Origin of the sequence: Halococcus sp. AFM35 (assembly GCF_051195015.1) — an archaeon.
GTDB lineage: Archaea > Halobacteriota > Halobacteria > Halobacteriales > Halococcaceae > Halococcus.
Window position 1 is genome coordinate 1 of sequence record NZ_JBNTJU010000024.1, and the last position, 16,944, is coordinate 16,944.

Consider the following 16,944-nt stretch of genomic DNA (forward strand, 5'->3'; position numbering starts at 1 on the left):
CCGGGATCAACGGCCTCCTCATTAGCCTCCTCGCCGAGCGCCTCGACAAGGCGCTCGGCGAGAATCTCTTCGGCATTCTCCGGTCGAGACGGCGTTTCTGGCCGTGGAATCGCGTACGACATACCGTATACTGTGCGGCAGATACGCCCAACGTGGCCAGGATGGTAGCTGATACCGAATTCGTCTTCGATCAACCGCGTGATTTCACCGGTCGTCCACGGTTGGCCTTCTTCGAGGAGTCGCTGGAGATCGCGCGACTGCTGATGGGAGAGCTTCGGGGGCCTGCCGCCCCCGAAGCGCGGAATCAAGCCACTCGGTCCGGTCTCATTCCAGCGTTCGAGCCACTGACTCCCGATGCTACGACTCGCACCGACCCGTGTAGTGGCTTCTTTGATCGTATCGCCAGCATAGAGATTGTTGACAAAACAGAGTCGGCGGACGACTTTCGGGTCGTCCGCCTTCTTGATTTCCAGTCTCAGTTCTTCGTCTGAGAGGTGTCGTTCAACGACAGCTCGTCGCGCTCCCATTCAGAGAGATACGCGTCCAAAGGTCAAGAACTTGCGCTAGACCCTACGGTCGGAACGAAGCGCGACGTGGGGAGGGGAGGAGCGCGTGAGCTTTGTCGTGAATCTTCGCATCCGCCGAAACCGAAAGACTTAGACCCTCTGTGCCCCAATCTTCGGTTGCTCTTGCCACGCCAAACGTGTGTGGTAGGACGGGCCGCCCGTAATGCGGCCCCTGCGGTGCGACGGCGAAGCCGTCGCATCCTGAAGTCGGGTCGTTCGGGACACCGGCAATTAAATCGGCGTGAAATCGTCGCGGTCCACGGCTTGAGGCAGTGTCGGCACACACCGACCGCCACCGTGGAGGACGACATGCAACCGAACCGCGTCCATGCACGAGGTCCGGGGTACAACTGCGGTGCGGCAAAAGCCCCGTCCTCAAGGAGTGAGCGACTCCCGCAAGGGAGGAGCGAGCGAGTAGGGCGGGGTACATTACCACCCGAGCACTCGATCGAGCCGTTGCCGTGGCAGCCCGATGGAAACGCTTTCGTTCGGCACTCTTCAACATCAATACATTTTCTGTCTCTCGGAAGGACTACCGCTCGGACGCAGCAGTCGACTCGGGAAGCCCAGTCACGAACTCCCGCAATTCCCGGTTGTACCGCTCAGAGGATTCCCAGAGTGGCGTATGACCGCTGTCGGGGAACTCCGAGAGGGTAGACTCCGTCAACCGACGGTGGGCCTCGCGCGAAGCGTCGATCGAAACGACATCGTCTTGAAGACCATGGGTGAGCAGGACCGGGATAGAGAGTTCCTCGAAGAATTCGATATGGGAGATGGTTCGATTGCGCATACCGTCGCGGACGTATGGTGGGACAGAGGTGTTCATCCCGAGCAAGAGGTACCGTTCCTCGGTCGAGAGTTCCGCTTCGAAACACAACTTCACGAACCGTTCAAGCGACGATACGCTCGTTTCGGCGTCGGCCGAGACTATATCTGGGAATAGCTCTACATACTCCGGCTGGAGCCAGCCGTTCGTGCGCTCGGTTCCGATCCCGGCGACTGTACTGATCAGGTTTACACCGGCTACGCCATCGGTTGCGACGGTCGCCAAGTAGTCAAGCGCGACGAGGGAGCCGTACGACCACCCGATGAGGACGAACGACCCCAAATCGAGTGCCTCGACGACGGCCTGGACGTCACCCGCCCAACTTTCGCCATTTCCGTATCCCTCGCGTGGCTTCTCCGAGTCCCCATGGCCACGCAGATCCATCGCCACCAAATGAAAGTCGTCCGCGAGCGGTGAACGCAACTGCTTGCGCCACGAGAGATGGCTTTGGGAGTAGCCGTGGATGAAGAGAAGCGACTGTGCGTCCTTGGGTCCCGTCTCCACGACGTGCAGATTTGGGCTCTCGGAGCGTGCGATGGTATGTGACTGCATGGCCTTCGATTCGAGTCCAGAATAGTTAGCGTGGCGGTCAAGCGCGGAGCCTCCTTCCTCATCGCCCGTGGGAGAGGTGGGCTTGCCATCTCGAAGCACGTGTGGTGTGCCAACACCCGAAAAGCATTATGTACCGGAAGCGTAATTGTACAACGGATTTCACCATGCCAACGATTGACGGAATTCATCACGTGACGGCCTTCTGTGACGACCCACAGGAGAACTACGACTTCTTCACCGACGTACTCGGGATGCGCTTCGTCAAGCGTACCGTTCGATTCGATGTCCCGGAGAAAATCTACCACCTCTACTATGGGGACGAGACGGGGACTCCGGGAACGATTGTCACGTACTTCCCGATGACCAATATGCCGATGGATGAAGGACTAGTCGGAAAGGGAATGATGAAGTCGGTCGGTCTGACCATCCCAGACGGCTCGGTTGAGTACTGGCAGGACCGCTTCGAGAACCACGACGTCGAATATACCACCGAAGAACGGTTCGGCGAAACTGCCATCGAGTTCATCGACCCCGACGGACTGCCGTTCGAACTCGTGACCGGCGAGTCCGACATCGAACCGTGGACTGGGAGTAGCGACGTTCCCGAGGAACACGGCGTCCGGGGGATGTACAACGTGACGCTCCACTCCTCGGATCCCGCCGGTACGATGGACGTACTGGACGTCATGGGATGGGACCGCGTCGGCGAGGCGACTCATCCACAGGCGGGCGACCGCATACGGTACACAGCTCCGGACGGTGCCCTGCACGCCAACAAAGTGGATGTCCTCATCCGTCCCAACGCTCCTGACGGTGTCATGGGTGTCGGGACGTATCTCCATGTCGCTTTCGGGGTCGAAAACGAGTGGGAGCAAGACGAGGTGAGCAACACTCTCCGGGAGAACGGCTACATCACGACATCCCGGAAGGACCGGGACTACTTCCAGTCGCGGTACATCACCGAACCGGGTGGAGCAATCTTCGAGTACGCGACCATGGGTCCTGGATTCGAGATCGACCAAGATCCCGAAGAGTACGGCGAGGAGCTCAAAGTCCCAGCGTGGCTTGATGTCGACGTCGAACGTATCGAGGAGATGCTGCCACAGCTCGAAACCAGTCGGTAGCTCATGAAACAAGTTGTTTGCACCGCGCGGTGCAAGAACCAGTACGATGGCTGAGCCGGATCCGGAGTCGTGGACAGAGAGTATGAGCGGGCGCGAGCGCGTCCAACACGTCGTGGAGCTACTGGACGAACCAATGCCGATGCAGGAGATCGCGGACTGGGCAGACGTCTCACACGCGACAGCTGACGATGAACTTCAGCGACTGCAGAGTGACGACTGGGTCACTGAAACGACCGTCGACGGGACGAAAGCCTACGACTTGAACCCCCTCCGGATACTCTTCGACGAGCTAAGGGACCTGATCGAGGCCCACTCGCGTGACGAACTGGAGAGCCAGCTCACAGAACTGAAGGAAGAACAGGAAGAGCTGACGACGGAGTACAACGTCGATTCACTTGACGAGTTCCGCGACCAGCTCGCTGACGAAGAACTCTCGGCTGAGGAGCTTCGTGAACGTCGCAATGTGATCGCTACGTGGGAGGCGATCAATACGGAACTCGGGCTTGTAAAGCACGCCCTCCGACTGTATGAGCGAGTGATCGGAACTGGTGGTCGGTGAGAGTGCCGCCCGCAACGGCACCGGCGACCGCCCGGCGCTGTTAGTCGATCAGGTCGTCACCGGCAAGCGCGTCGGTGATCACAGTGATCACATCATCGGAAAGGTCGCTCGTGGCGAGTGCTGTACTGATACCATCAGCCTGCGTACTGTCGAAGCCGCTGTCGGCAAGTGATTTTCGAAAGTCAGCAATTGTAACCCTCTACCACATTAATTCTGCGGTGAACGAATAATATAATATCGCAATGGAGATATAGCTCCAGCGCCTATTGTTATCACATGGCTATCCAATCACACAGGATAGAACCGTCGGTTAAGGCGAGTCTCCGCCCGGTTCTCGATGAAGCGGCTGGAGAGGTGTTGGCAGTCAATTTCGACGAACGAGCAACCAGCGTGCTCGTCGAGGTGCTCTCCGACTTGGAGACACCACCGAGCGTTCGCTTGCTCACGAAGGAGGACGTGCTGAAATGGCTCCGAGATGACTTCGGGCTGGCGAGCGAAGCAGCCGAGTTGATCGAAGCCGAGACGCTCGCAGCGCGGGCAGCCACCGAGTCCTTGGAGAACACGCTGGTGGTAACTGAGGAGACGGTCATCTCGCTGCTTACGCCGGATGACGACTACAGCGCGGCGCTGGTGACCGACGACGAGGAGTTCGTCGAAGCAGTGCGCGAGCGCTGGAGTAGTGTTTGGGAGGAGAGCGAGACGTTCGACCTCCGGACGCCAGCGTACTCGCGAGTGCTGGAATCGCTCGGCGAGGAGTTCGAGTCGGCGGTAGCATCGGACTTCGATACAGTACTGGATGCTCTCGGGAGCACCCGCGACGAGACGGTTCTGGACGAGGTGGGAGTGAGCCTGCTCGTCGCAGCGAGACACGAGAAGATGCTATACGATCTCTCGAAATGGGGTGAGGACACAGGTGTCGCGAGCAAGGCGACGTTCTCCCGTGCGAAGACCAACCTCGAAGAGCAAGGACTGCTCGACACGGAGAAAGTGCCGATCGACGTTGGACGACCACGGTTGCGCTTACTACTGGGTGACGAGCGCCTGCGTGAGGCCGATCCCGAGGAGTTGCCGAGTGTAGTCCGAGAGATGCTTGCGGCGATTCCAGCCTGAGAAGGAGTAACGTACCCCGCCCTACTCGCTTGCGCCCGCCTTGCGGCGGTCGCGCACTCCTTGAGGGCGGGGCTTTTGCCGCACCGACATTGTACCCCGGTCCCCGTGCATGGGCGAAGGCTCGGCTTCCTTTTACCGTCCTCGATTGTGGTGAGGCTTTTTGGACCTCTGGTCGCCACAAGCGAGGATTGTCCCGCCGATTTAATTTCCGGTGGTTGTCCGCAATGGCGGACGCGCCCGGATTCAGGGATGCGAGGCCGTCTGGCCTCGCACCACAGGAGCCTCATTACTCTGGCTCCTACTGACCCGGACGTTTGCCGGGACAGCAGTCCCTTCCGCTTGGGGTACAGAGAGCCTAAGTCTTCCGGTTTCGGCGGATGCGTACTCGCTCCTCCCCTCCCTACTTCGCGCTTCGTTCCGCCGTCGGCGGAACGTCCGCGCTCGTTGAGGAAGGGGACTCCGCGCTGTCGAAGGTTGATCGAGAGCCGATTCGAAGGTCGGACGCTGCACGCCTGAAATCGGTCGTGCTTCACCACGCCAATCGTTGACACAAGATTAAAGCTACCCAATCAACCTTCTTCATGAATGGCGGGGAGAGAGGACGAACCCGCACCCATCCAGGAGTCGACTCCCACCGAACTAGGGAAACGAACGTACATCGCGGTTCGACCGAGCGACGACCCGTTGTCGATCGAGTCGATACGAGGCCCCTTCGAGCGCCTCCATCGACTGCGGTCGGCGAGCGCCACGAGTTCATGGGTTCGGCGTCTTTTCGCGAGCGCGCCAGCGCCACCGACTATCGAGTGCCTCTTGATTTCGGCCGCCAGCGCATCCGCCGTCGACTACTATTTCGGCATCGACGACGGTCACGAACTGGATGTCCTCGAGCGGGCGTTGCGCGGCCTGTTTCCCGATAGCTACGAACTCGAACGGACTACGCTCGATCTGACAACGAGTATCGATGCTGCCGTCGAGACGTCCGCTGAGACGGTCGGAGACGACGATGAGTGGTTCGTCGCTGGCGTCGAGTACCAAGGAGCGACTGAGCGCCGCAACGACTGGCAGACGCAGCTGACGCCCTTCAGGACGTTTCACGCCGAGGGCGAGAGCCACGTTCCTCTCACGGCGATCGTCCAGACGATGGCCGACATGCCGGTCTCGCTGGTCTATCAGGTGCTTCTCAGACCGAAGCCCGACTGGACTGCTGCGGCCAGGCTTCGCCGTCGCCGATTGGAGGAGGGTCGCGACACGCGCGCGGCGCGATTCGGCGAGGCACTCGTGCAAGTACTCTTCCCGACGGCCTACGACGAGGAACGATCAACCGACGAAACGTCGCCCGTTCGGAGCGAGCAGCGGCGTCTCGAGGAACTCGATGGGAAGGGAACGCGTCGTTCGTTCGCTATCAACGCCCGTGTGGCTGCCCTGACCCGCGAACAGCCGGCGGCCGCCAAGCACGCGGTCGACGATCTCGTCACGGCGTTCAGTGCCGTCGGGCGCACTAGCTACGAACTCGAGGGCGTTGTTCGGACTGACGATGAACTTCATACAGGGACCTGCCCGCCTGGCAGTCGCGTCCTCAGGGCAATCCGACAGCGGACGTTTCGCCCGCCGAACTACGAACGCTCCATCACACAGCTTCCCTGGACAGCAAACACCAGCCAGGGGATCGTGGCCGATGCGAGTGAAGCGCCGAACTTCTGCCTGCTCGGCGGGCCGGCATTGACTGCGACCGGTACCCGCGCCGTTGCCACGACACCGGGCGAGCGAACCGCCCTGCCGCGTCCGCCCGACGAACAACTCGACGCGTATCGAGGGGCAGGATTGACGCTCGGCCACGCACAGACACAGGACGACCGGACTTCGGACGACAACATCGTCCTTCCGCCATCACTCCAGCGCTTACACGTTGGCTGGTTCGGCAAGACCGGTTCGGGGAAGTCCACGAGCGTGACCACCGCCATCCTCGACAATCACACCGCCACGGCGGGAGCGGACCTCCTCATCGATCCCAAGGGTGACGGCATGGCCATCGAGTATCTGCGGTCACACTACGCACGCTTCGGGACGCTCGATAACGTCTATTATTTCGACTGTGGAAGCGTTTTGCCGGCGTTCTCGTTTTTCGATATCCGCGCCGAGCTCGAGGCTGGCGTCTCGCGAACCACGGCCGTCGAGGACGTCGTCGACCACTATATCGAGATTCTCATGCAGGTCATGGGTCGAGAGCGCTTCGAGCAGGCCGTCCGGTCGCCGGACGTGATTCGATACCTCCTCAAAGCGCAGTTCGACCCCGTCCACGGGAGTGACGCGCTCTCTCACCGCCAGCTCCACGAAGCGGCTCGCCGCATGCACGAACGGCAGACAGCGCCTGCGGTGAGCGACCCCGACCTCGAGCGGATGCTCGGTGGCGTCGTTGCGAACCACCAGCGGTCGTTCGACGAGATCATGCAGGGCGTCGCCAACCGTCTCGAGAAGATCCCGGTCGATCGACGCCTCGCGAGCGTCTTCAATCACGTTCCGGACTCCGAACGTGACGATCCGGTCTTCGACCTCGCTGACCTCCTCGACGAGGACGTCGTCGTCATCCTCGATATGGGTGAACTCCGCTCGGAAGCCCAGCGCGTCCTGACGCTGGTCGTTCTCTCGAACCTGTGGACGGCGCTCAGGCGTCGCAGTCGGCGTGGATCGAACGATGCCGAGCACCCGCTGGTGAATCTCTATCTCGAAGAGGCCGCAAGCGTTGCCGTCTCCGACCTCCTCGGGGACTTGCTCGCCCAATCCCGTGGCTTTGACTGCTCGGTGACGCTGTCAATGCAGTTTCCGGCGCAGCTCCGCCGTGCCGACGAGCGCGCATACGACGAACTGCTCAACAATATCTCGACGTTCGTCACCGGGAACGTCCCCGTGGACCGTCGGCTCGCCCGGCGTTTGGCAACCGACGATATGGATCCCGAGACGGTCGGCAATCGGCTTCGTGCACTGCGCCGCGGACAGTGGCTGGTACGGCTGCCCGCACCCTTCGACGAACCGGAGCCACGCCCGTTCCTTGCCGGCTCCGCCACGCCACCGGCTGGCCATCCGGCCAGCGCTCAGTCGATGGATCGTCGCGAGGAGTGGGCGTTTGCAGACGCGAGGATCGACATGCAGGCACGGACGCGTTCGGCATACGGGCTCGGCTTCGATATGCCACATGCGGCCGATCAGACCGCAAGCGAGTCCGGCTCCGAGTCTGTCGCAGTGGATCGCGATGGGGAGCCGATAGAGGAGGCCGATGAACGGCTGATGCGCGTCGACAGCGCACTGCCGCATACGAAGCGCCTGCCGGCAAGCGTCGTGTACGACGCCGCGATTCATGCCCTCCGCTGCGCTGACTGCGACAACCGATACGATCCGAGTGCAACCGGACTGAAGCGAGCGGTCGATTGCTGTCACGACCTGAGTACCGTCGACCGCAACGACATACCGATCTGTGACCTCAACCTCAAACTCACCCCTGAGGAACGGGCCGCTACGGGGTGGACCGACCGACAGCTCTGCTTCCTTCAGGCGGTATACAATGCCCAGCAACTGCGCTATGATGCCGCGTTCGAGTATGACCTGGTGTGGGACAGTATGCTCCGTCTCCAGGAGTACGTCGGCATCGAGAGCGCAGCGGTCGACGAACTCCTCGATACCGACCTCTTGCGACACGACACCGACCACCCGCATCGCCTGTATACGGTGACTGCAGCCGGGCGGAAAACGCTCGGTGAAAGCTATCGGCAGGGCGTCGATTACGGACACGGAAAGGGTGACCTCGAGGAATCGAGTCAGCACGTCTTTGCCGTTGAAGTCGCTCGTCAGTACCTCGAATCGGAGTACGCTCACAACGCTGACTCACCTGTCATCGACGTCCATCCCTACTACGATATCGATGAGAACCGCCGACTCGATCTCGCCGGTCTCGATGCCGATGATGAGGTCGTCGTCACGGTAGAGATCGAGCGAATCAATCACGATGTCCACGAAGCCGTTCCCGCTGACTACGACAAGATGGCCGCCTGTGACCCAGAAGAAGCGATCTGGGTAGTGATGACCCGTGATGGCGGCCATCAGGTACTCGCGGTACTGAACGATCCACCCGATGACGAACCGCGGATCGAGAAGACGTACAGTCAGAATACACCGCCACAGCAGTTCCGCATCGACACGCCGGGTCTGACGTCTATCTATCCGGTCGAGCTTCTGCGCGAATCGGTCTCTGATTAATACTGTCAAACAGAAGCACGTGAATATCGGATGCGGCGAGATCGCCAGACAGCAGGTGGATATTCGAACTGTCTCTTCGATGAGATTCTGTCCGATAGTAGTCCCTCCACCCGGTGAGTGAGAGGGAATCCGACCATTGTGTTTCGGCTTCGGCGCGTCAAATCCTTTGGTTCCAATCCGCACTTGAAGGGACCAGCGACACACCGGAGAGAACCCTTCTCCCAGAATCAATATAGTCTGTATGCGGGGGAACAGGAAGAATGTCCACACTCGGAATTACGTACTGTTCTGGCTTCTGAGCCGCTATCTCCCCTTCTAAGCGTTTGAATGGCCGTTCACAATCGGTTCGAATCCCCGGAATAGACCAAGTGGGGCTGCGTGGCTGGTCTGTGTGTGAAAGTTATCTCCTTTGGCGACACACATTCCGGGATTCTGCGCTTGGAGACTTGGCTCGTGAGCGATACGAAATCACCTCAGTGACGCGGCGCTATCCGCGAATCAGAAAAAGAAACGCCAAAGCTGCGAGAGTGAGAGCGGGTTGTCCACGACAGCATACCGATCGCTGACGTTCTTGGGCCTCAGCTTCACTATGACTAACTTCCTGCGACCATCACGATTCGCCGGGTGCCACGCACGGCCTCAGCTTCACTATGACTTACACCTGATTCACACACGGTTTGCGTCATGCGATTATCGGAGTCTGTATGGTCTGTGTGGACCCGGATATTCGGTGTTTCCAGGAACGAGAGTGAAGAAAACGCTGCTCGTCCCGTACGTTCTCTATATTTCAGTATGAAAAAGACGAAATTTGTGGGTGAAATCGATACCCATAATCGCCAGACTGCAACCGTGTGTGAAGATTGTGCGTGACCAAGAATGAGACTCGGGTAGCGGCGATATCGATAACGCAAGTAATCACCTCTGTACGAATTTCAGGCGCTTCACGCCGTTGTGAGCCGGTTTCCATGTTGAGTGTTCCTCTCGGTCCGCCCTTTCGTCCCTGGTCACTGTCGTTCACAATCGTCCTGGATTAGGCGTCAGAACGCTTCCTCCGGGTGAAAACACCGGTTGTGAAGAAACCGGTATGGATCTAGAAGAAACCAAACTCCCTATGACTGTCTCTCAGGCGGTGCAGTTGAGTGTGGAACAGCTGTGAAGCATATTTTATATTTTTACGACAGTCTATACACCGAGGCTATCGGCGGGAGGTGACACCTCCCCATAGTGAACGACGGGACTTCCCACCGCCCCGCACCGCAAGCGGGTTCGTTGGTTCTTTTGGCGGTTCGTGACTGCGGACAGCCACTGGGAGTGCCACGCCCCCGTTAAGCCCTATTGAGGCGCTGTTTCAGCCCAGATTCAGGCGTAGCGTTGTCGGACGTCGGCATGAGTGATCGGCACAACGTTTGAATGTTGAGGGAGCGTCGGTGCTTGAGCAAGCGAAAAACCGAACGACGGTAGGCCGTTCACTGGATCTCTCGCTGACCAACATTCAGTTCTTACGCAGACCACTCCGCCGACGTCCTCCCCCCACGATACGACGAAGATCATTCATCGCACCTGTGGGCTGTCAGATACTGTCCGATTGTGGGCAGACGTGCCGCCTCCAACAATCCCGTTTTGGGCGACAGGGCGCATAAGCGGGCGGTATGCGGCCTGGAAGTGAAAGCCCGCGACACAGCTTACGCGATTCACGTCCGCCCTTCGACTTCGCCTCAGGACGGGATTCTCTCGCTGAAAGAAGATAGGAAAGACATCAAGAGGAGCGAACGAGCGGTTCGTACCACTCGCGGTTCTCGCGATACCACTCGATGAACTTCCCTACACCGCTGCGGATATCCTCGGTCGGTTCGTAACCGAGCACGTCGCCGGCCTTGCTCACGTCGGCGTGAGTGTGTTCGGCGTCGCCGGCCTGTCGCTCGCCATGTTCGATTTCGAGGTCGGGGGCAATCTCATCGCGGATGACCTCCGCAAGCGTTTTGATATCGACATTGTCGGTACTACCGATATTCATAATCTCGCCGTCGGCAGCGTCGGTTTCAAGCAGTTTCGCGTTCGCGCGAACGATGTCATCGATGTAAGTGAAGTCGCGTGTCTGCGAACCATCGCCGTAGACCACAGGTGGCTCGCCGTTCATACACCGCGAGACGAAATTCGAGATGGCCATGTTTGGCCGCATCCGTGGGCCATAGACAGTGAAATACCGAAGCGCCACCGTCGGGATGTCATAGAGGTCGCCGTAGACTCGAACGTAGTTCTCGGCAGCGAGTTTCGAGACGCCGTAGGGACTCACCGGCGTCGTCGGATGTTCCTCGTCGTAGGGAAGATAGGAGGGTTTGCCGTAGACCGAGGACGAACTCGCGAAGACGACGCGCTCAACTGACGAATCGCGCGCAGCATCAAGCACGTTGAGCGTCCCCTCAACGTTGATGTCATCGACCCGACGGGGGCTCTGGACGCTGGTGCGGACGCCAGCTTGTGCAGCCTGATGGAAGACGAACTGTGCGTCGGCCACGAGGTCGGCCACGAGGTCGGCGTCCCGGACGTCGCCTTCGACGAGTTCGTAGGTCCCGTCGCCGTTTTCAGCCGAATTGCGTGCGACATCGATGGTACGGCGCTTGATGTCGATGTCGTAGAACGGGTCGAGGTTGTCGAGCACGACGACGTCGTGGCCAGCGTGAACGAACGACGCGGCGAGATGGCCGCCGATGAAGCCCGCGCCGCCGGTGACGAGTATCATTTGCTCGAAGGAGTCGGACGGTCGGGTAAAGCGTACCGAAATCCACTGGTGGTCCAGTCGGCCATCGAATCGCTTTTGAGTCGTCTATGAGCACCACCCGACAATGCGAATTCTGCGAATCGCCCAGAAGACGTACCCGGAGGTCGTCGGCGGCGGGACCTACCACGTCCACGCGATGAGTCGCGACCAGGCGGCGATGGGTCACGATGTCACTGTCCTCACTATCGGCGACGGCCCGCGACGCGAGGAGCGCGCCGGCTACACCGTGGTTCGTCGGCCAGCGACCGCCGAGGTGCTCGGCAACAGCCTCTCGACCGGTGTTGCGCGCTTTCTCCGGCAAGCCGACGACTACGACGTCATCCATGCGCATTCACACCTCTACTTCTCGACCAATCTCGCAGCGCTCAAGCGGCGGCTCGGCTCGACGCCGCTGGCGATTACGAACCACGGCCTCTACTCGCAGTCGGCCCCCGAGTGGGTCTTTCGCTGGTACCTCCGTACGCTCGGGCGCGCGACCTTCGACAGCGCCGATGCGGTGTTCTGTTATACCGACGCGGATGCGTCGCGGCTCCGGGAGTTCGGCGTCGGGAGTGACATCCACGTAGTTGCGAACGGCATCGACACCGACCGCTTCTCGCCCAACGGCCCCGAGAGCGACCGAGTTGCGGGCGATCCGGCGGTGCTGTTCGTCGGGCGGCTGGTCGAGGGCAAGCGACCGGGCGATGCACTCGCAGCAATCGAGCGCGTCCGCGATGCACATCCCGATGTCAAGCTGTCGTTCGTCGGAACCGGTCCGCTCCGGGACGACCTCGAACGGCACGTCACGGAACGCGGACTCGGCGGAACGGTCGAGTTCCTCGGCGAGGTCTCTCACGAGGAGATGCCGACGGTGTATCGCGCCGCCGACCTCTTCGTCCTCCCCAGCCGCGCCGAGGGACTGCCGCGGACGGTGTTGGAGGCGCTTGCGACGGGTACGCCTGTGGTGACAAGCAACCTCTCACAGCTGCGTTCGGTAGTCGAGGGCGTGGGACGCACCGTTCCTGTCGGGGATGTTGCTGGATTTGCCAGTGTGCTCAACGAACTGGCGTCGGCTCCGGACCAGCGCGTAACACTCGGCGAGCGCGGACGGGAGCTAGTGACTGCCGAATACGACTGGAACGATACGGTCGTGCGGACGACATCCCAGTTAGAGGCACTATCCGAAAACGACCGCTAGTAACGTTCTACCGTCCGGATATCTGAAAATGCCGGTAGTTGCTTCGAGGCGATCTAGTCGTCGCTCATGGTCTGCCCGGAAGACACTGATTCCGTCGCCGTCGTGTTCGCAGTGGACCCATACGTATCGACCGTCTCCCGGTAGGCGCTGTACGCGTTGACCTGGGTTCCGTCATGAGCGACTGTCTCGGTCCCGCGCACACCGTTGAAGACTGCCCAGTCGGTTTCCTTGTCCTCGTTGAACCAACACCACATGTCGACGCCCCGATTTTCGAAGTACGCGAGCGCGTCCCGAATCCAGGCATCCTTGCGCTGTGGGTCGTAGCCGACACTCACCTTCGAAGAGGAGGCGAACTCCGCGACACAGACTGGCTTGTCGCCGAGACCGGCGAGCCTGTCGAGCATCTCGCCGTAGATGCTGTCCGGCGATTGCCAGCTCGACCAGCTCTGGCTTCGGCCCCACTGGTAGCCGTCGAGACTCAGCCAGTCGACGTACCTGTTGCCCGGATACAGCTGTTCGGCCCTGTAGGAGCCGACGTCCTCTGCGTTCACGCACCACATCCACTGGAGATCATCCCCGCCGAGTCCCTGCCGGTCGAACCGATTGTGAACGTGTCGCCACATCTCGATATAGCTCCCCGGTGTGGAGTCACCAACCGTCGGCGACCATGGATACCAATCGCCGTTCATCTCGTGGGCAAGTCGGAGATACGCCTGTCGGTCGCTGGACCCGGCGAGGGCGTTTTGTAGTCGGTTTGCCCAGCGGTCGATGTAGCCGTCGTACTCGCCATTCTGAATTCGGACCTCAATATCGTCCGGCGTGGTGTCGGCAAGGCTTTCGAGATAGGCATCGTACTCGTTGCGCTCAACGAGGGACTGGGTATCGACCGAGGCAGTCCGTGCGCCGGGCGTGTACGGCTCCCACGTGATCAACGGTGTTCGACCACTATTCCAGATTTGCGGGAGAATCTGGTCGAACAGCCAGTTCATGTGGCCTTCATCGGGGTTCCAGGGAACGAACAGGTTCTGGACGGCGTAGTCGGTGTTCTGCCATTCTTCCATCCGGTTGATAGTGTCGAAATTTGAATCACTAAGGCCGTTATGAATGCCGATTGTCGGCGGTGAGAATTCAGTAATGTGCACTGCTACATCGCCAGTAAACGTCATCTCAGACACGTTACCGGAGAAGGCGTAGGTGTCATGGCCACCGCTGACCGCGCCAGTAGCTGAGGATCCGGAAATATCGTCCTCGCCGGTAATCCCGGTGTGAGGCTCGAGGTCGCCGCTCACAGTGAGATCATAGGTAGCATGCGATCCAGTCCCCGCAATGGTGAGCGTGTACGGAAGACTGTCTGTAGGAGCTGTCCTCTCGCTATCGATACTGAGGCTGGTAACGGCCCCCGAAAAGGCGTAGGTGTCGCGGCCACCGCTAACCGCGCCAGTAGCTGAGGATCCGGAAATATCGTCCTCGCCGGTAATCCCGGCGTCGGCTCTGAGGGTGCCACTTACTGTTACGTCATAGCTGACGTACGATCCGGAGCTTTCGATAGTGAGGATCTTTTCGTACTGCGCTAGATCGATTACTGCACCGTCGAGTCGTACTGTGGCATTGCCGTCAAGGTTGAGGGTACGCAGGTCACCTGTGAATCCGTAGCTATCCTGACCGCCGCCGACAGCACCGGTGGCCGTCGAACCGGAGATGTCGTCCTCCTTGGTGAGACTTGCCCCTTCAAGATCGCCGGAGACCGAAAAGGAGTATTCGGTGCGTGATCCAGCACCGTCGATGACGAGTGCGTGGTCGGAACGCTGGCCGACGCGGGCCGGCCTTCCATCGACCGTGACGTTTGCCTCGCCGTCCAAATCGAACGCAATGAGCTCGCCCGAAAACCCGTAGCTATCATGACCGCCACCGACCGCACCGGTGGCGCTCGATCCGGTAATCGAATCTTCGCCGGTGAGACTTGCCCCTTCGAGATCACCGCTCACCGTAAACGAGTAGTCGGTACGCGATCCAGCACCGTCGATGACGAGTGCGTGGTCGGGGTACTGGTCAATGAGAGCCGGCTCACCGTCGAGGGTGACGTTTGCCTTCCCATCGAGCGAGAACGCTATGAGTTCGCCTGTGAATCGGTAGCTGTCCCGACCGGAGCCGACCGCACCGGTAGCTGTCGAACCGGAGATGTCATCTTCACCGGTGAGACTTACCCCTTCGAGATCACCGGAAACCGAAAAGGAATAATCGGTGCGCGACCCCGTACCGTCGATCCTGAGCGTCGATGTGTCGTCGTTCATTGCAACAGCAGCGTCGATACGACCACTGCCCTGCTCTTCGCTCGAAAGACCGACATCGATAGCGGCGTTTTTCAGGCGGGAACGTAACTCTCCCTTCGTGAGATTTTTCTGTGAAAGAACGAGCGCCGCGACGCCCGAAACCACTGGCGCTGCCATCGAGGTGCCCGAAAGCAGGTTGTAGCCGTCGTCGGTCCACGTCGAGAGCACGTTCGTTCCTGGTGCGGTGAGTTCGATTTCGGGACCCCTGCTTGAGTAGGAGGCGAGACCGCCGTCGGGGTCGAGCGCTGAGACGGCCACACATTCGTCGTAAGCTGCTGGGTAACTGACCGAACCACCACTGTTTCCCGCGGCAGCGACGAGCAATACACCCTCTTCGTGGGCATATGAGACTGCCTTCTGTAGCGTTTCGGTGAATCCACCGCCACCGAACGAGAGGTTGATGATGTCCGCACCGTTGTCTGCGGCCCACTGGATGCCATCGGCGATGTCGGCGGTGGTCCCCGACCCGCTCTCGTTGAGCGCGCGAACGCCGAGTAGCGTCGCATTGCTGATGCCCGCAATGCCGGTGTCGTTGTCAGTCCCAGCAGAGGCGATGCCGGCGACGTGCGTGCCGTGGTGTTCGTCCGCGAGCGAGTTGGGGTAGGGATCATCGTCGTCATCGACGAGATTCCGTCCGCGGTCGCTTGCAACGTTGGCTTCGAGGTCGGGATGGTCGTATTTGACACCTTGATCGACGACCGCAATCGTCACCTCGCCATCCCCGTAGGTGGTGTTCCACGCAGCCGGCGCGTTCACCATCTCTGGGGCGTACTGGTCCCCGAAGTGCGGGTCGTTCGGGACGGCAAGCGTCTCATAGACGGCGTTTGGTTCGGCGTACTCGACCCCTCGACGGGAGGCGACGGTGCTGGTGACGCTAGCCGTTGCGCTTGTCGAGATACGCTCGGGTAACTCGGCCCTGACGTACCCGAGCGTGTCGTTCTCGCTGACAATGCGTGCTTCGGATGGCAGCGCCCGCTGGGCGGTTCGGCGAGCGTTCGTCGATGGATCAACCCCGACGAGCAGTTCGTTTCGCCTTCTATCTGACTGTTGAGCGACCGCGGTGTCTGCCGCCCCGGAGAGGATGCCGATGGTCCCGGCGACCTTCAAGAATTCTCGCCTGCTGAAAGAAGATGTCTTTGGCATGTTTCAAACCACTACCAATACACAATAAAGTTTTTTATTTCTGAATCAGTGATAGAACGATGGTATATATAGGACACCGAGCCGGTATTGGCAAGAATCGTGACCGACGCCTCGGTTCACACACCACATCCACTGGAGGTCGTCCTAGCCGAGACCACGCTGCTCGAATTGGTCGTGAACGTGTCGCCACGTCCCGACGTAGCTTCCCGGTGTGAAGCCGTCGACCGTCGGCGACCCCGGATACCAGTCGCCCTTCATCTCGTGGATGACCGCCTGCTTGCCGGGTCGGGCGTCCGCCTGACCGCCGTCGAGATTTTCGAGTCGAGCGAGATGGCGTCGCCGTATCGAAAGCGTACGCAGCGGCCAATCGACGCTATCTGATAGCGCGTACGACCGTGCATGGACACCTCCGCCGCGGACAGTGCCGACGAACCGAAGACTGATTGCCGGCCTGAGTCCACGTCCAGCGGCCGGACTGCTCGAAGCCTGCATTCCCCGCTTCGATGGCGGACGTGCCACTGGCTATCGGC

The 16,944-nt window shown here is 60.2% G+C and carries 11 protein-coding genes; 6 read left to right on the forward strand and 5 right to left on the reverse strand.

Features of this window, described 5'->3' with window-relative positions; all coding sequences use genetic code 11:
- A partial coding sequence (locus ACQUQO_RS14560) for an IS630 family transposase (RefSeq protein WP_435078852.1) occupies window positions 1–527 on the reverse strand: 527 nt, incomplete at its 3' end.
- Window positions 528–1,098: 571 nt separating this feature from the next.
- Entirely contained in the window at window positions 1,099–1,944 is an 846-nt protein-coding gene (locus ACQUQO_RS14565; RefSeq protein WP_435078854.1) for an alpha/beta fold hydrolase, read from the reverse strand.
- A gap of 164 nt (window positions 1,945–2,108) precedes the next feature.
- Between ACQUQO_RS14565 and ACQUQO_RS14570 the strand changes: the two genes are divergently transcribed.
- From ACQUQO_RS14570 to ACQUQO_RS14590, 5 genes are all read left to right on the forward strand, one after another.
- Window positions 2,109–3,068 carry a VOC family protein gene (locus ACQUQO_RS14570; protein ID WP_435078855.1) on the forward strand — a complete coding sequence of 320 codons (960 nt, stop codon included), beginning with the start codon at window positions 2,109–2,111 and terminating at the stop codon, window positions 3,066–3,068.
- An 82-nt stretch (window positions 3,069–3,150) separates the two neighbouring features.
- Window positions 3,151–3,627: a DUF7342 family protein gene (locus ACQUQO_RS14575; RefSeq protein ID WP_435078857.1), complete on the forward strand. Its 477-nt coding sequence runs from the start codon at window positions 3,151–3,153 to the stop codon at window positions 3,625–3,627.
- Window positions 3,617–3,799 (forward strand): hypothetical protein, encoded by a 183-nt coding sequence (locus ACQUQO_RS14580; RefSeq protein ID WP_435078858.1) that lies wholly within the window; start codon window positions 3,617–3,619, stop codon window positions 3,797–3,799. Before ACQUQO_RS14575 ends, ACQUQO_RS14580 begins: the two co-directional genes overlap by 11 nt.
- Window positions 3,800–3,903: 104 nt before the next feature.
- Window positions 3,904–4,737, forward strand: coding sequence for a transcriptional regulator TbsP (gene tbsP / locus ACQUQO_RS14585; RefSeq protein ID WP_435078860.1), 834 nt, complete (start codon window positions 3,904–3,906; stop codon window positions 4,735–4,737).
- 585 nt (window positions 4,738–5,322) lie between these two features.
- Window positions 5,323–8,985 carry an ATP-binding protein gene (locus ACQUQO_RS14590; RefSeq protein WP_435078862.1) on the forward strand — a complete coding sequence of 1,221 codons (3,663 nt, stop codon included), beginning with the start codon at window positions 5,323–5,325 and terminating at the stop codon, window positions 8,983–8,985.
- Between the two features lie 1,756 nt (window positions 8,986–10,741).
- Here ACQUQO_RS14590 and ACQUQO_RS14595 read toward each other — a convergent pair.
- Window positions 10,742–11,725 (reverse strand): NAD-dependent epimerase/dehydratase family protein, encoded by a 984-nt coding sequence (locus tag ACQUQO_RS14595; protein WP_435078863.1) that lies wholly within the window; start codon window positions 11,723–11,725, stop codon window positions 10,742–10,744.
- A gap of 103 nt (window positions 11,726–11,828) precedes the next feature.
- On the opposite strand from ACQUQO_RS14595, the gene ACQUQO_RS14600 reads away from it, so the two are divergent.
- A complete protein-coding gene (locus tag ACQUQO_RS14600; RefSeq protein ID WP_435078865.1) occupies window positions 11,829–12,941 on the forward strand; it encodes a glycosyltransferase family 4 protein in 1,113 nt (370 codons plus the stop codon).
- A 53-nt stretch (window positions 12,942–12,994) separates the two neighbouring features.
- On the opposite strand, the gene ACQUQO_RS14605 is transcribed toward ACQUQO_RS14600, so the two are convergent.
- Window positions 12,995–16,414, reverse strand: coding sequence for a S8 family serine peptidase (locus ACQUQO_RS14605; protein ID WP_435078867.1), 3,420 nt, complete (start codon window positions 16,412–16,414; stop codon window positions 12,995–12,997).
- Between the two features lie 144 nt (window positions 16,415–16,558).
- On the reverse strand, window positions 16,559–16,933 hold the full coding sequence (locus ACQUQO_RS14610) for a hypothetical protein (RefSeq protein WP_435078868.1): 375 nt from the start codon (window positions 16,931–16,933) through the stop codon (window positions 16,559–16,561).
- Window positions 16,934–16,944: the final 11 nt, after the last annotated feature.

Bases quoted from the DNA above. Each gene is read 5' to 3' on its own strand.
- ACQUQO_RS14565 (WP_435078854.1), bottom strand. From the start codon at position 1,944: ATGCAGTCACATACCATCGCACGCTCCGAGAGCCCAAATCTGCACGTC.
- ACQUQO_RS14570 (WP_435078855.1), top strand. From the start codon at position 2,109: ATGCCAACGATTGACGGAATTCATCACGTGACGGCCTTCTGTGACGAC.
- ACQUQO_RS14575 (WP_435078857.1), top strand. From the start codon at position 3,151: ATGAGCGGGCGCGAGCGCGTCCAACACGTCGTGGAGCTACTGGACGAA.
- tbsP (WP_435078860.1), top strand. From the start codon at position 3,904: ATGGCTATCCAATCACACAGGATAGAACCGTCGGTTAAGGCGAGTCTC.
- ACQUQO_RS14590 (WP_435078862.1), top strand. From the start codon at position 5,323: ATGGCGGGGAGAGAGGACGAACCCGCACCCATCCAGGAGTCGACTCCC.
- ACQUQO_RS14595 (WP_435078863.1), bottom strand. From the start codon at position 11,725: ATGATACTCGTCACCGGCGGCGCGGGCTTCATCGGCGGCCATCTCGCC.
- ACQUQO_RS14600 (WP_435078865.1), top strand. From the start codon at position 11,829: ATGCGAATTCTGCGAATCGCCCAGAAGACGTACCCGGAGGTCGTCGGC.
- ACQUQO_RS14605 (WP_435078867.1), bottom strand. From the start codon at position 16,414: ATGCCAAAGACATCTTCTTTCAGCAGGCGAGAATTCTTGAAGGTCGCC.